Source organism: Janthinobacterium sp. (assembly GCF_009923995.1).
GTDB lineage: Bacteria > Pseudomonadota > Gammaproteobacteria > Burkholderiales > Burkholderiaceae_D > Janthinobacterium.
The window spans coordinates 1-12,612 of sequence record NZ_RFSK01000036.1 but is presented as its reverse complement, the minus strand read 5'-3'; the positions used below and the strand labels follow the sequence as shown (position 1 = coordinate 12,612).

At 64.8% G+C, this 12,612-nt stretch carries 13 protein-coding genes and 3 pseudogenes; 5 read left to right on the top strand and 11 right to left on the bottom strand.

Going from position 1 to position 12,612, the window contains the following annotated elements; translation table 11 throughout:
* The first annotated feature begins 38 nt into the window (after positions 1-38).
* On the top strand, positions 39-1,055 hold the full coding sequence (lipA, locus tag EBS11_RS17675) for a lipoyl synthase (RefSeq protein WP_290604826.1): 1,017 nt from the start codon (positions 39-41) through the stop codon (positions 1,053-1,055).
* 143 nt (positions 1,056-1,198) lie between these two features.
* Complete coding sequence (locus tag EBS11_RS17670; protein ID WP_290604824.1) at positions 1,199-1,867, top strand: uracil-DNA glycosylase; 669 nt, start codon at positions 1,199-1,201, stop codon at positions 1,865-1,867.
* A gap of 180 nt (positions 1,868-2,047) precedes the next feature.
* Here EBS11_RS17670 and EBS11_RS17665 read toward each other — a convergent pair whose 3' ends face one another.
* The gene (locus tag EBS11_RS17665) at positions 2,048-4,219 is read right to left on the bottom strand and encodes a TonB-dependent receptor (RefSeq protein ID WP_290604822.1); all 2,172 of its coding nucleotides are present in this window, start codon (positions 4,217-4,219) and stop codon (positions 2,048-2,050) included.
* A 91-nt stretch (positions 4,220-4,310) separates the two neighbouring features.
* Entirely contained in the window at positions 4,311-4,667 is a 357-nt protein-coding gene (locus EBS11_RS17660) for a hypothetical protein (RefSeq protein ID WP_290604820.1), read from the bottom strand.
* A gap of 154 nt (positions 4,668-4,821) precedes the next feature.
* Between EBS11_RS17660 and EBS11_RS17655 the strand changes: the two genes are divergently transcribed.
* Both EBS11_RS17655 and EBS11_RS17650 read left to right on the top strand, forming a co-directional pair.
* Positions 4,822-5,979, top strand: a complete 1,158-nt coding sequence (locus EBS11_RS17655) for a PepSY-associated TM helix domain-containing protein (RefSeq protein ID WP_290604818.1) — start codon at positions 4,822-4,824, stop codon at positions 5,977-5,979.
* A 90-nt stretch (positions 5,980-6,069) separates the two neighbouring features.
* Positions 6,070-6,492 carry a PaaI family thioesterase gene (locus EBS11_RS17650; RefSeq protein WP_290604816.1) on the top strand — a complete coding sequence of 141 codons (423 nt, stop codon included), beginning with the start codon at positions 6,070-6,072 and terminating at the stop codon, positions 6,490-6,492.
* Positions 6,493-6,494: 2 nt separating this feature from the next.
* Here EBS11_RS17650 and EBS11_RS17645 read toward each other — a convergent pair whose 3' ends face one another.
* The 7 genes from EBS11_RS17645 to EBS11_RS17615 form a co-directional block, all read right to left on the bottom strand.
* Complete coding sequence (locus tag EBS11_RS17645; RefSeq protein ID WP_290604814.1) at positions 6,495-7,190, bottom strand: anti-sigma factor; 696 nt, start codon at positions 7,188-7,190, stop codon at positions 6,495-6,497.
* Positions 7,187-7,777 carry a sigma-70 family RNA polymerase sigma factor gene (locus EBS11_RS17640; RefSeq protein WP_290604811.1) on the bottom strand — a complete coding sequence of 197 codons (591 nt, stop codon included), beginning with the start codon at positions 7,775-7,777 and terminating at the stop codon, positions 7,187-7,189. The genes EBS11_RS17645 and EBS11_RS17640 overlap by 4 nt, the downstream gene beginning before the upstream one ends.
* Before the next feature lie 108 nt (positions 7,778-7,885).
* A complete protein-coding gene (locus tag EBS11_RS17635) occupies positions 7,886-8,407 on the bottom strand; it encodes a TlpA disulfide reductase family protein (RefSeq protein ID WP_290604809.1) in 522 nt (173 codons plus the stop codon).
* A 93-nt stretch (positions 8,408-8,500) separates the two neighbouring features.
* Positions 8,501-9,187: a BON domain-containing protein gene (locus tag EBS11_RS17630; protein ID WP_131375001.1), complete on the bottom strand. Its 687-nt coding sequence runs from the start codon at positions 9,185-9,187 to the stop codon at positions 8,501-8,503.
* Complete coding sequence (locus EBS11_RS17625; protein ID WP_034752465.1) at positions 9,180-9,776, bottom strand: phosphoheptose isomerase; 597 nt, start codon at positions 9,774-9,776, stop codon at positions 9,180-9,182. The genes EBS11_RS17630 and EBS11_RS17625 overlap by 8 nt, the downstream gene beginning before the upstream one ends.
* A 57-nt stretch (positions 9,777-9,833) precedes the next feature.
* Entirely contained in the window at positions 9,834-10,193 is a 360-nt protein-coding gene (locus EBS11_RS17620; RefSeq protein WP_290604806.1) for a YraN family protein, read from the bottom strand.
* An 8-nt stretch (positions 10,194-10,201) separates the two neighbouring features.
* Positions 10,202-11,413 (bottom strand): penicillin-binding protein activator, encoded by a 1,212-nt coding sequence (locus EBS11_RS17615; protein WP_290604805.1) that lies wholly within the window; start codon positions 11,411-11,413, stop codon positions 10,202-10,204.
* A 165-nt stretch (positions 11,414-11,578) separates the two neighbouring features.
* On the opposite strand from EBS11_RS17615, the pseudogene EBS11_RS17610 reads away from it, so the two are divergent.
* A pseudogene (locus tag EBS11_RS17610) lies at positions 11,579-11,917 on the top strand (SAM-dependent methyltransferase); the annotation flags it as partial.
* On the opposite strand, the pseudogene EBS11_RS17605 reads toward EBS11_RS17610, so the two are convergent.
* Together EBS11_RS17605 and EBS11_RS17600 are read right to left on the bottom strand one after the other, a co-directional pair.
* A pseudogene (locus tag EBS11_RS17605) lies at positions 11,899-12,204 on the bottom strand (alpha-hydroxy-acid oxidizing protein); the annotation flags it as partial. The pseudogenes EBS11_RS17610 and EBS11_RS17605 overlap by 19 nt on opposite strands.
* Positions 12,201-12,612: pseudogene (locus EBS11_RS17600) on the bottom strand (hypothetical protein); the annotation flags it as partial. The pseudogenes EBS11_RS17600 and EBS11_RS17605, both read right to left, overlap by 4 nt.

Here is a 12,612-nt window from a genome sequence, read left to right as displayed (position 1 = left end):
CAAACAAACCAAACTACGCCCGTCAAGGGCTTGCAGCCATGACTTCTGAGACCATTTCCAGCACCGCCCCCGCCGCGACCGCCGCTCCCGCGTACAACCCGAGCGAAAAGCAAAAAGGCGCCAGCAAGACGTCGCGCATCCCGATCAAGATCGTCCCGATCGAACAGATCGAGCGCCTGAAAAAGCCGGACTGGATCCGCGTCAAGGCCGCCTCGGCATCCACGCGTTTCTATGAAATCAAGGATATCCTGCGCGAAAACAAGCTCGTCACCGTGTGCGAGGAAGCCAGCTGCCCGAACATCGGCGAATGCTTCGGCAAGGGCACGGCCACCTTCATGATCATGGGTGACAAGTGCACGCGCCGCTGCCCGTTCTGCGACGTGGGCCATGGCCGTCCCGACCCGCTGGACAAGGACGAGCCGTCCAACCTGTCGAAAACCATCGCCAAGCTGCGCCTGAACTACGTCGTCATCACCTCCGTCGACCGCGATGACTTGCGCGACGGCGGCGCCGGCCATTTCGTCGAGTGCATCCAGCAAACGCGCGCCCTGTCGCCGAACACACGCATCGAAGTGCTGGTGCCCGACTTCCGCGGCCGCCTGGAAAAAGCCCTGAACCTGTTCAAGGATGGCTTGCCTGACGTCATGAACCACAACCTGGAAACGGCGCCGCGCCTGTACAAGGAAGCCCGTCCCGGCTCCGACTACATGCACTCGCTGAAACTGCTGAAGGACTTCAAGGCCATGTACCCGGACGTGAAGACCAAGTCCGGCATCATGGTGGGCCTGGGCGAGACGGACGAGGAAATCCTGCAAGTCATGCGCGACATGCGCGAGCACGACATCGACATGCTGACCATCGGCCAGTACCTGGCGCCGTCGAACAGCCACTTGCCCGTGCGCCGCTACGTGCACCCGGACGTCTTCAAAATGTTCGAAGAGGAAGCGTATAAAATGGGCTTCACCCACGCCGCCGTGGGCGCCATGGTGCGCAGCTCGTACCACGCGGATGAACAGGCGCACAGCGCCGGCGTGGAATCGGCGCTGAATTTCTAAGCACCTTGCGCCATATCAAAAACCGTCCGCTCTAGCCGGGCGGTTTTTTTTTGCCTGTGCGTATCGTATGCGCCTCATCGCCTGAGCATCCTATACTGGCATGCTGAAAAGGCATGATTGATAAATACGCTATGAGGTGGCGCATGGACGTACGCATCGACGCATCGTGGAAGGCGCGGCTGGAGGGGGAATTCGCCCAGCCCTACTGGGAACGCCTGGCCGCCTTCGTGAAGGGGGAATATGCGGCGGGGCCGTGCTGTCCTCCCGGAAAGTACATTTTCCGCGCCTTCGACCTGACGCCGTTCGGGCAGGTCAAGGTGGTGATCCTGGGGCAGGACCCGTATCACACGCCCGGCGCGGCCATGGGCTTGTGCTTTTCCGTGCCGGACGGTCATCCGCCGCAGCCCAGCCTGCAGAACATCTTCAAGGAGCTCGCCACGGATGCGGGCATCGAGCGTGCACGCACGGATTTGTCCGACTGGGCACGGCAAGGGGTATTCTTGCTCAACAGCGTGCTGACGGTGCGCGCCGGGGCGGCCGGTTCGCACGCGGCCAAGGGCTGGGAAAAGCTGACGGACAGCGCGATCCGCCACCTGTCGGCCGAGCGCGAGCATCTGGTGTTCATCCTGTGGGGCGGCTACGCGCAAGCCAAGCGCCCCCTGATCGACCCCGGCAAGCATCTGGTGCTGGCGGCGCCCCACCCTTCTCCCTTGTCTGCCAGCAAAGGTTTCTTTGGCAGCAAGCCGTTCAGCCAGGCGAATGCCTACCTGCAGGCGCATGGCCAGGCGCCCATCGCCTGGGGCGATACCTGATACATGACGGCAACCGACAGCGGCAGGCGTTGCTCCCTGCCGCTGTCCTCGCGCGACTTACAACACCTGGACAGAACCGTAGCGAGCGGATGTGCGGCGTGGCCGAGAAGCGCAGCTGTGCTTTAGCACAGTGAGCATCGGAGGCCGCGCCCCACGCCGCGCAGTAGGTACTGTCAGGTGTTAAAAACTGGTGGACAGGCCGGCATAGATGCTGCGGCGGGCGCCGTATTGCGGCGCGCCCACGCCCACGCCGGAACCGTCGCGCAGCAGGTAAGACTTGTCGAACAGGTTGATCAAGGCCAGGCGACCCTCCACCTTGCCCACCGGCGTGTTCTTCCATGTGTGCGTGAGCGCCGCGTTGACGGTGAAATAGCCGGGCAGATGGCCGGAATTCGGTGCGCCGCCCTCAGGGGTCATGCGCAGGCCGCTGCCGTACAGGAAGTCAGTGCTCACTTGCGAATCGCCAAAGTGGTAGTGGCCGCCACCGGACAGCGTGTATTTCTGGTCATGATCGAGGTAGACATAGTTCTTGCTGATGTAGTTCAACTCATCGGCGCCAAACAGGGCCTGGCCCGAATTGATGTTGCGCCCCTGCGCCTTCTGCGTGCTGGCGTTGAGGAACAGGCCCCAGTTCTTCTCGCTGTAGATGGCGGACAGTTCCAGGCCCTTGGCGTAGCCGTCCGCGTAGTTGAACGGCGTGAGGATCAACGCCTGACCGAACTGGCCTTCGTCCAGCAGGTTGTTGATTTTTTTGTAATATGCATCCGCCGTCACGGTCAGCTTCGGTGTGACCTGGTGGCTGATGCCCACGTCATAGTAGTGCGTGCGCTCGGACTTGACGTTGTCGGACTGGCCGATTTCCGGCGCATTCGTCGTGTTCGCGTACAGGTCGATGCTGCCTTGCGCGGCCAGTTCCTGCGGCGGCGGTGTGAAGTAGCGCGAATAGCCCGCGTGCAGGGCCGTGCCCGGTGCGATTTGGTATGCCAGGTTGACGCGCGGGCTCCATTGCTGCTCGTTCGTATAGGCGGAGACCTTGTCGAAGCGGGCGCCATAGTTCAGGGTCAGGGGCTTGCTGATGTGCCATTCATCCTGCAGGTAGAAACTGGCCAGGGTGCCCGTCTTGCCGCTGTTGTCCAGGATGCTGACCGGCGTGGTGGCGGTTTGCGTGCCGTCCAGCGCGGGGAAGACGGCCACCGTGTTGTCGCTCGTTGTCTTCTGGCGCGTGTAGGCCAGGCCGGCGCGCACCGTGTGGTCCTGGTGCAGCTTGTAGCTGATGTCGAACTGGGCGCCGGACGCGCTGTTCGAGCGGCGCGAGTCGGAAGCGACGCCGTTGTAGATCAGGTCGCCGATGGGATCGGGCGTGAAGTGCAGTTCCGAATACTGGTGGAAGGCGGACACCTGGTAATTGACGTCGCCCAGGCTCTTCTGCAGCGACAGCACGAGGAAGCGGTTCACTTCGCGCTGGTTTTCATCGAGCTGCGACGAAGGCAGGCTGGACGTGCCCGCCTGCGCATCGCTGTGGCCGGCCAGCGAGAAGGCGGGCGCCTGGTCCGGGTTGTTCGGGATCTGGAAGCGGCCGTTGTACGTGCCGAACATGGCGCCCAGGCGCGTATTGTCATCGAGGAAATACGACAGGCTGCCGAACGATTTGTTCTGGCGCGTCTTGTCGTGCAGGGCGCTGCGCGTGTCCTGCGGGTTTTCCACGCCCAGCGCATTGCCCAGGTAGCTGCCGGACAGGTAGTAATTGAACTTGCCGACGCTGCCGAAAAATTCGGCACTCGGCTCCACGTGGTCGTGGCTGCCGACAAGGATGCCGATGCGTCCGCCCGGCGTCATGCCGCCCTCTTTTGTTTCGATGTCGACGATGCCGGCCGTGCGCAGGCCGAACTGGGCCGGCAAGGCGCCCGTCATGAAATCCGTCTTGTCGATCAAGCGCGTGTCGATGGACTGGCCAAAGCCGCTGATGCTCTCCGGCAACTGCACGCCATTGATGCGGTATTGCACGTTGGCATGATCGTCGCGCACGTGCAGGGCGCCGGAGCCCTTCGAATCCTGCGACACGCCCGGCAGGCGCAGCAGCACTTCATTGAATGGCGTGTTGTCGCCCTGCCCCAGCATGTCGACCATGTGGCTGTCGATGCTGTAGATGGTGGTGCCGACTTTCGGCGACAGCTCGATGCGCGCGCTTCGCAGGTGGGCGGAAGTGACTTCCACCCTTTGCATTTCCTGCGGCGCGGCGTCGGTGCCGGCGGCAGCGGGGCTGGCATCGGCAGGGTCGGCGGCATGGGCGGACACGGTAAACAGGCTGGCAAGGGCGAGCGACAGCGCGCTCAGACGGGGAGTGTGTTGCATGGTAAACCTCAAGAATAGTCAACGCCAGGCGGCCCGGCGCGCATGACGGCGCGACCAGGGACAGCCCGAAAAAGGAAAAACAGCGTGGGAACTACAGCGAGGCGGCAGGCGGGCCGCGCACGGGCGGCAAGACGAGAATGGCGACGGGTGCCAGGGCCGCCGGCGCGGCGGTCAGCAGGCGGTATGGCAGTAACTGGGCCGGTGGCTCGGCGATGGCCGGCGGCACGGCGATGTCGGCCACCTTGTCGATGACGGTGGCGCACAGTGCGCACTCTTCCGCGTCGAGGGTCGTCTTGTGCAGGTGCGAAGCGGCCGTCGACAGCAGGAACACGAGGGCCAGCGCACTGAACAGCGCCACGCACAGCTGCCACGGCGTGCGCGCGAGGGCGGACACCGGGTGGTGGGCAGGCTTGCCGTAAGGCTTGCGGGTGGGCTGGCGGGAAGACATGGGCGAATAGTAGCAAGAAAATCGCCATGGTGTCAGCGCTTGTTGCAATTCATTTGCGCTATCCAGGCCAGGCAGGAGGCCAGTTGATAATGATTTTCACTCCCTCTCTTTCATGCTATCGTTCCGCAGCCCAAAATTCCCAGAGTCCCCCTTCATGTCCAAGCGCCCGATCAAATGGTTGTTAGCCAAGCTGCATCTGTATGCGGGGCTGTGGTTCGGCGCCCTGTTCGTCCTGCTGGGCTTGACGGGCTCGGCCATCGCCTGGATGCCGGAACTCGACGCCTGGCTCAATCCGGATTTGTTGCAGGCCAGCGCGCCCGCGCCTGGCCAGGTGTTCCAGGTGACGCCGCGCACGCTGCAGGCCGTGGTGGACCAGCTGACTGCCGACCCCGCCTACGGCAAGCCGGCACAGCTCAATCCGCCCGCCGATGCGCGCGACGTCTACGTGGCTTCGTACCGCCAGGCGGGCAAGCCTTCCCCATGGCGCCAGGCCATCGTGCGCCAGGTGATGGTCGACCCCTACACCCTGCAGGTGAAGGGCGAGCGCGACTGGGGCCGCTTCGGCCTCACGCGCCCGCTGTTGATGTCGGGCATGTTTCATTTGCACCGCTATCTGCTGTCGGGCGACGTGGGCAAGACGGTCACGGGCATTTCCGGCGTGGCCCTGCTCCTGATGGCGCTCACCGGCATCTACCTGTGGTGGCCGCGCCTGCAGTGGGCGGCCATCCGGCGCGCCCTGACGGTGTCGCATGGCGGCTCCTGGCCCCGTTTCCATTACACCTTGCACAAGGCGGCCGGCTTCTTTGCCGCGCCCGTGCTGGCCGTGATCGCCTTTTCCGGCATCTATTTCAATCTGCCGCAATTGATCGTGCCGCTGGTGGACCTCGTGTCGACGGTGCCGGACACGGCGAAATTGAAAAATGTGCAGCAGGATGGCGCCGTGCTCGATGCGGGCCAGGCCATGGCCGCCGCGCAGCGGCTGTATCCGCAGGCGCGCGTGTCGCGCATCGTGCTGCCGGCGAAACCGGAGCAGCCGTATGACATCCGCGTGCGCCAGCCGGACGAAATCGCCCACGGCGACGGCGCCACGCGCCTCACCCTGGACGCGCGCAGCGGCCAGGCCCTGCGCATCCGCGACCCGCTGACGGCGCCGTATGGCGAGCGCTTCCTGGGCTGGCAATTTCCCCTGCACTCGGGCCAGGCCTTCGGCGTGGCCGGACGCAGCTTCATGACCGCCTTCGGCCTGATGCCCTTGCTGTTCCTGCTGACGGGGACCCTCGTGTGGTGGAAACGCCGGCGTGGCCGAAAATAGGCGGGCGCCAAACCGAGGCGGGGAAAGTTGCTATCATCATAGTATTTTCCGGCAGATCCGCTGTCCGGAGTCACCCGCACAAGGAGCCGCATGAGCCATCCCGAAATCACCGTAGCACTGTTGAATGAACGTGGCGTCGGCCGCCTGCCCGGCCACCTGGGCATCGTCATCACGCAAGTGGGCGACGGCCAGCTGACGGCGGAACTGCCCGTGCTGCCGCACCTGCTGGCGCCGAACGGCTATCTGCACGCGGGCAGCGTCGTGACCCTGGCCGACACGGCTTCCGGCTACGGCTGCATCGCCAACCTGCCCGAGGGCGCGGAGAACTTCACCACCATCGAACTGAAGTCGAACCACCTGGGCACGGCCCGCGACGGCACCATCACCTGCACGGCCAAGGTCGAGCACAAGGGCCGCAACACGCAAGTGTGGGATGCCGTGGTGAAAAGCAAGGAAACGGGCAAGACGATCGCCCTGTTCCGCTGCACGCAGATGATTTTGTATCCTAAGTAAGACTATATTTTCACCCAGTTACCCTTGTAGAGAATCGGTCCCGTCGGTCCGTTCGGATTCGGCGAACCGCCTTTCGGCTCTAGGGTGACGGCCAAGAGGGCCACGTCGCTGCCGATGGCGCGCTGCGACAGGGCCAGTTTCACGCTGCCCTTGTCGGCCAGCAAGCCCAGGGAGCGGGGATTGCCGCTCTTCGGCACGGCCCACAGTTCCAGGTCCTTATCGCTCGGCACGGGCGCGTTGCCCACCATGCGCACGTCGAGGGCGCCGTGGCGGCTGTCGGCCGTCAGCAGCAGGGCCGTTTGCGCTTTCTCGTCCGTCAGGCTGGCCACATAGCTGATCTGCGGAGCGTCGAGCACGCGCGTGGCCACGACGATCACCAGCAGCGCGGCGATGGCGCTCGAGGCCATGCCCAGACCACGCCAGAACGACAGCGAATCGCGGAACAGCGACCAGCCGCCGTGCGGCGTCAGGTGCAGGCGCTGCTCGATCTGCTGCCACACGCGCTTGGGCGGTGCCACGGGCGTGGCGAATTCGGCCATCGGTTCCAGGCGCTGGCGCCATTCGGCCGTGATATTGCGCAAATCGGCGTCGTTGTGCAGCCAGCCTTCGAAACGCCGCCGCGCGCCCCCTTTCAGGGTGCCGAGCACGTATTCGGACGCCAGTTTCTGGCGCAGCACCTCATTGCCGCGGATATTCATGATGCCTCCCGTTTTGCCAGGCACGTGCGCAGCCGTTCCAGGCTGCGGCGTATCCAGGTCTTCACGGTGCCGATCGGCAGCGACATCTGCTCTGCCACTTCACTGTGCGACAGGTCATGATAAAACGCCAGGGCGACCACCTGCCGGTGCAGCCCTTCCAGGGCCGACATGCAAAACGCCAGCGCCTTGGCATCGCCGCTCAGCTGCAGCGATTCGATGGGCGTGGCCTGGGGGTCTCTGAGTGCATTCATGACTTCGCTATCAAACTGGTCGGCATCGATTTCCACGGTATCGTCGCTGCGCCGCAGCACATCGAACGCCTTGTTGCGCACGATGGTGGCCATCCAGGTCATCGGCGCTGCCAGATGGCTCTGGTAAGCGGCGGCGTTGTTCCAGATGGCGACGAAACCCTCCTGCAAGGCTTCTTCAGCGAGCTCTTGCTTATGCAATATACGCAGCGCGAAGCCAAACAGTTTCGATGAAGTGCAGTTATATAGCTGGCGGAACGCCTTGGCGTCCTTGTTGGCGGCGGCAAGCAGCCAGGTCTTGAGTTGTTGCGGGTCGGGCGGTTGGGCGGCTAGGGACACGGCTGGCCTTCACAAGGTGAATGGGATCACGCAAGGGAAGGTTATAACGGTTTGGCAACACTTGGCAACAGGGTTTTGTGCCGTGCCGCCAGGCGGGCTTGCGCTGGATCAGCCGGCGATGGCCGTTTCCAGCAATTTGTGCAGTTCGGCGAACTCCGGCTTGCCCACGTAGCGCTTGAGGATCTTGCCCTGCTTGTCGAGCACGAAGGTGGTGGGCGTGAGGGCCACGTCGCCGTAGGCCTTGGCCGCTTCGCCCGTCACGTCGAGCGCTACCTTGAAGGGCAGCTGGCGCGTTTCGGCAAAGTTCAGCACGTAGTTGGCCGGGTCGTACTTCATGGCCACGGCGACGAATTCCAGGCCCTGTCCCTTGTACTTGTTGTAGGTATCGACCATTTCCGGCATTTCCGCCACACAGGTGGTGCACGAGGTGGCCCAGAAATTGACCATCACCACCTTGCCGCGCAGGCTCGCCGAGCTGATTTTCTCGCCATGGATGCCGTGGAAGGTCACATCCGGTGCGCTCTGCTTGTCATTCAGCGACAGGTAACCGGCCGCTGCCACGCCCGCCACGAAGACGGCGATGAGGGCGGGCTTGACCCAGGATTTGCTGGCGGATGGCGAAGTTGACATGGTTTTCACTTGAAAAGCGGGGCGATGCGGCCACGATGTGACTATTATAGCCGCCGCATCGTCGGCCTGCCGTAGGCCCGATGGCGGCGGTGCTTACTGCTGGACCGTGTCGCTGACGGTGCTTGTCGTGCGCTGCTGCGGCGGGTCCGGCTGCAGCTGCTTCAGTTCCGCTTCCGAGATGTAGTCGAACAGCTTGACCACTTTCTGCACGCCGCTCACGCCGCGCGCCACGTCGGAGGCGACCGTGCCTTCGCGCTGGGTGACGCGGCCCATCAGGAAGACGGTGCCGTTTTCCGTGACCACCTTGAACGAGGCGGCCGAGATGGTTTTCATGTCCACCAGGCTGGCCTTGACCTTGGCCGTGATCAGCGCGTCGTTCGAGCGCGAGGTGTAGCTGGCGGGGCCGGCGATGATCAGTTCATTCGCCACCGATTCCACGCCTTCGATATTGCGCACTTCGCGCTCGACGGCATTTTTCATGGCCTCGTCGCGCACTTCGCCCGTCAGCAGGACGCGGCGGTTGAAGCTGGTGACGTTCACGTGGCCGATGTCGCCCACGATGGAGGGGATGCGTGATTCGCCTTTCAGGGCGATTGACTTGTCTTCGGTCTGGGCGCCCAGGGTGCGGCGGTCTGCCGCGGCGACGCCGCCCATCACCGCGCCGCCGACCATCAGTTCGATGCAGCCGGTGAGCGAGGTGAGCATGGCGCCGCACAGCAGTGCGGTGGCCAGCGGGCGTTGTACGCGTTTCCAGCCTGGGCCAGTACCGAATTTAGTCATTCACGTCTCCTCCGAATAGGGCGACGTCGATGCCGTCGCAGATGCAATGTATGGTGGTCAGGTGGACTTCCTGGATGCGCGCCGTGCGCTCGGCCGGCACGCAGATGTGCACGTCGGCGTCCGTCAGCATCTTGCCGATGGCGCCGCCATCCTTGCCCGTCAGCGCCACGACGCGCATTTCGCGCTCCAGCGCCGCTTCCACGGCGGCCATCACGTTGGCCGAATTGCCCGACGTGGAAATGGCCAGCAGGATGTCGCCCGCCTGGCCGAAGGCCTGCACCTGCTTCGAGAAGATCTCGCGGTAGCTGTAGTCGTTCGCCACGGCCGTCAGGATGGACGTATCCGTCGTCAGCGCCAGGGCCGGCAGCGGAAAGCGCTCGCGTTCGAAGCGCCCGACCAGCTCGGCCGCGAAATGCTGGCAGTCGGCGGCGGAACCGCCGTTGCCGCAGGCGAGGATCTTGTTGCCGTTGGACAATGCATAAAACATCAGGTCGATCGCCTGCGCAATGGGTTGCGCCAGTACGGTAGCGGCCTGGATCTTGAGTTCGGCACTTTCGTGGAAGTGCGAGAGGATGCGTTGATTATTCATAGTCTGCCGATTATAGTGCAGGCGCGCGGCATGGCGAACAAGCACTGTTAAAAATGCTTACATATCCAGAATGTTTTTCAGCCAGCTGATGTGGCCGCCGTCGATGCACAGGGCATCGAAGCGGCAGGCCGGCAGGCGCTTCTGGCCCAGCAGCCAGGTTTGCGCGGCCACCACCATGCGCCGCTGCTTGGCCGGCGTGATGCTGGCCAGGGCGCCGCCGTAGGCCGTGCCCGAGCGCAGCCGCACTTCCACGAAGACGATGCTGGCACCGTCGCGCATGATCAGGTCCAGTTCGCCGCCCTTGCACAGATAGTTGCGCGCCAGCAGTACCAGGCCTTGCCGCAGCAGATACGCGAGCGCATCGTCCTCCCCCTGCCGTCCCCGTTGCTGTTTCGTCTGCGCAGGCGGGGAGGGCATGGCGGTCCTTATTGCACCTGCGGCAGGACGGCGGGCGTGGGCGCGGCCGGCGGCCAGGTGCCCAGCGCGCCCTGCTGGTAGGTAGCGGCCTGTTCCGTGCGTTCGAAGATGCTTTGGCCATCCTCGAAGCGCACGGCCAGGCGGCCCGTCACGCCATCGAGGGTGAAGGGCGCGTTCGGCCGCAGCGCCACTTCACGCGCCACGCGGAAGGCATCGATGCCCAGCGCGTACAGGCGTTCCATGTCGGCCGTCAGGCGGGCGTCGGCCGGCTGCGGCGGCTGCGGATACACCATCACCTGCGGATGGTCGCGCTGCACCTGCCATGGCAAGTCCAGCAGGCGCGCGCCGTCCAGTTCGGGGCCGCTGGCACCGCGTCCGGCGCCGGGATTCAGGGACGAAGTGCCGTACAGGGGCAGATCGCTGCCGATGGCCACGCGCAGCTGGCGCGCCTGGTCGGCGTCGAGCGCGGCAAACAGCAGGCCGGGCGGGGTGGCGGCCAGGCGCGCGCGCAGCTGCACCAGCTCGGCATCGCTCAGGTAGCCATTCGTGGCCGTCAAGTCCATCGTCTCGACCTTGCCGCCCTGGCGCAGCCATTCCTGCTTGAAGGCGGCGCTGGTGCGGCGCTGCGACGGTGCGCCCGCCGACAGGATCAGGGCGCTGGCGCCCGGCTGTTCGCTGGCGGCCCAGGCGGCGACCTGGCGCGCTTCCGCCTCGATCGACAGGCCCATGACGAGCATTTTTTCCGGCAGGCGCGCTTCGCCGCGGTTGTCCGGGTGGTTCAGGGCGATCGTTGGTTTACGCACCAGATCGCTGTTCGCCACGGCCGTGACGGCCGAGCGCGACAACGGTCCCACGATGATGTCCTGTTCCTCTTGCGCTTGCGCAAACTTGTTCAGCACGTCGCTGCTGCCGTCACCCGTGTCGATCACCGTCACTTCAAAGCCGCTGCGGTCGCGTTCGTACGCGGCCATGAAGCCGGCGCGCAGCAGTTCGGCGGCGGGACCCAGGGTCGTCGAACGCAGCGGCAGCAGCAGGCCGATGTGGTGCACATTGCCATCGGCGGGCGCCGGTGCCGTGGCGGCCGGCATGTCCTGTGCCGTGCCGGTGGCCGGCTTGCCCTTGACGGGCGCCAGCGGCGCGCCATTTTCGTCATACGCGGTAATATCGGGCACGGCCACGGCAAAGGTGACGGGTTCCGGTGCGGGCGGTTTCGGCGGCACGGGGGGCGGCAGTGGCTTCGGAGGCGGTAGCGGCCTTGTGTTAGATTCAATAGGCGCGCACAATTGCCCGGGCGCGTCGCAAGGCGTGCTGCAAGCGCTCAGCATGCCGGTCGCGGCACAAACAAGCAGTAACTTCACACTATTAGCAAGCATTTAACCTCCAAAATGACCGTACAAGAAATCCGTTCCATCGCCAGCCTGCCCATCATGACAGAGGCGGCGCACCAGGTCTATCCTATCGCAACATTGTATATAGTGGCCACGCCGATCGGGAATGTGACCGATATCAGCCTGCGCGCGCTGCATCTGCTGAGCCTTGCCGACGCCGTCGCCTGTGAAGATACGCGCAACACGGCGCACCTGCTGACGCGCTTTGGCCTGAACAAGCCATTGATTGCGGCGCATCAACATAATGAGCGGGAAGTGGCGGAAACCCTGATCGCCCGCCTGCACGCCGGCGAGCGCATCGCCCTCGTCTCCGACGCGGGCACGCCCGCCGTCTCCGCCGCGCGCAAGGCCTGAACCTCGCCCCGCCGCGCGTTCATCCCGGCAAGGCCGATCGGCGCCAGCGCCACCGGCATCGCCAGCTTCTGCCCTAACAGCTCCGCCGAAAGATCAATGTCCGCCACATCGGCCAGCACCCGCTGGCGCAGCGCGATGCCCGCCAGATCGGAGATATTCCGCCGCAGCGTCTCCTCGGCATAAGACCCGCCGTCGACGTACTCGAACAGGAAATGCGGCAACCGCCGCCGCGCGGCTTCGCGAAAATCAGCGATATTGGCAATGATCACAAGGCGATCTCCCCAAGCCAGCGCGCGCGATAGGCGTGAAGGTCGCCGGCCAGAGGCTCCACCTGCCGCAACCGCGCGGCGGGCACCAGCCCCGGATCAATCAGCCGCAGCGCGCCGAACGCCGCATCGCACGGACCATCCGCCACCATCACGCGGCAGTCTGGCCGCAGCGCCGCCAGAGCGCGCACGAACACTTCGGCGCCCGCAAACCGCCCCTCGACCAGCAGCACAGCCTGCGCCCCGATCAGCCCCAGCGCCGCATCGGCCATCAGTGCGGCGTAAAGGCAGGCGGCGGCGCGGCCATCACCCGGCTCGCCGATCCACCGCGCTTGCCGATCCGGAAACGGCCCGCAGCCCGGCGCCAAAGTCGGCACCAGCATGGTCCCGCGCGCCAGCAGCCCCGGCACT

What these genes read in the sequence shown, in the direction of transcription:
- lipA (WP_290604826.1), top strand. Translation starts at nt 39, where the DNA reads ATGACTTCTGAGACCATTTCCAGCACCGCCCCCGCCGCGACCGCCGCT.
- EBS11_RS17670 (WP_290604824.1), top strand. Translation starts at nt 1,199, where the DNA reads ATGGACGTACGCATCGACGCATCGTGGAAGGCGCGGCTGGAGGGGGAA.
- EBS11_RS17665 (WP_290604822.1), bottom strand. Translation starts at nt 4,219, where the DNA reads ATGCAACACACTCCCCGTCTGAGCGCGCTGTCGCTCGCCCTTGCCAGC.
- EBS11_RS17660 (WP_290604820.1), bottom strand. Translation starts at nt 4,667, where the DNA reads ATGTCTTCCCGCCAGCCCACCCGCAAGCCTTACGGCAAGCCTGCCCAC.
- EBS11_RS17655 (WP_290604818.1), top strand. Translation starts at nt 4,822, where the DNA reads ATGTCCAAGCGCCCGATCAAATGGTTGTTAGCCAAGCTGCATCTGTAT.
- EBS11_RS17650 (WP_290604816.1), top strand. Translation starts at nt 6,070, where the DNA reads ATGAGCCATCCCGAAATCACCGTAGCACTGTTGAATGAACGTGGCGTC.
- EBS11_RS17645 (WP_290604814.1), bottom strand. Translation starts at nt 7,190, where the DNA reads ATGAATATCCGCGGCAATGAGGTGCTGCGCCAGAAACTGGCGTCCGAA.
- EBS11_RS17635 (WP_290604809.1), bottom strand. Translation starts at nt 8,407, where the DNA reads ATGTCAACTTCGCCATCCGCCAGCAAATCCTGGGTCAAGCCCGCCCTC.
- EBS11_RS17630 (WP_131375001.1), bottom strand. Translation starts at nt 9,187, where the DNA reads ATGACTAAATTCGGTACTGGCCCAGGCTGGAAACGCGTACAACGCCCG.
- EBS11_RS17625 (WP_034752465.1), bottom strand. Translation starts at nt 9,776, where the DNA reads ATGAATAATCAACGCATCCTCTCGCACTTCCACGAAAGTGCCGAACTC.
- EBS11_RS17620 (WP_290604806.1), bottom strand. Translation starts at nt 10,193, where the DNA reads ATGCCCTCCCCGCCTGCGCAGACGAAACAGCAACGGGGACGGCAGGGG.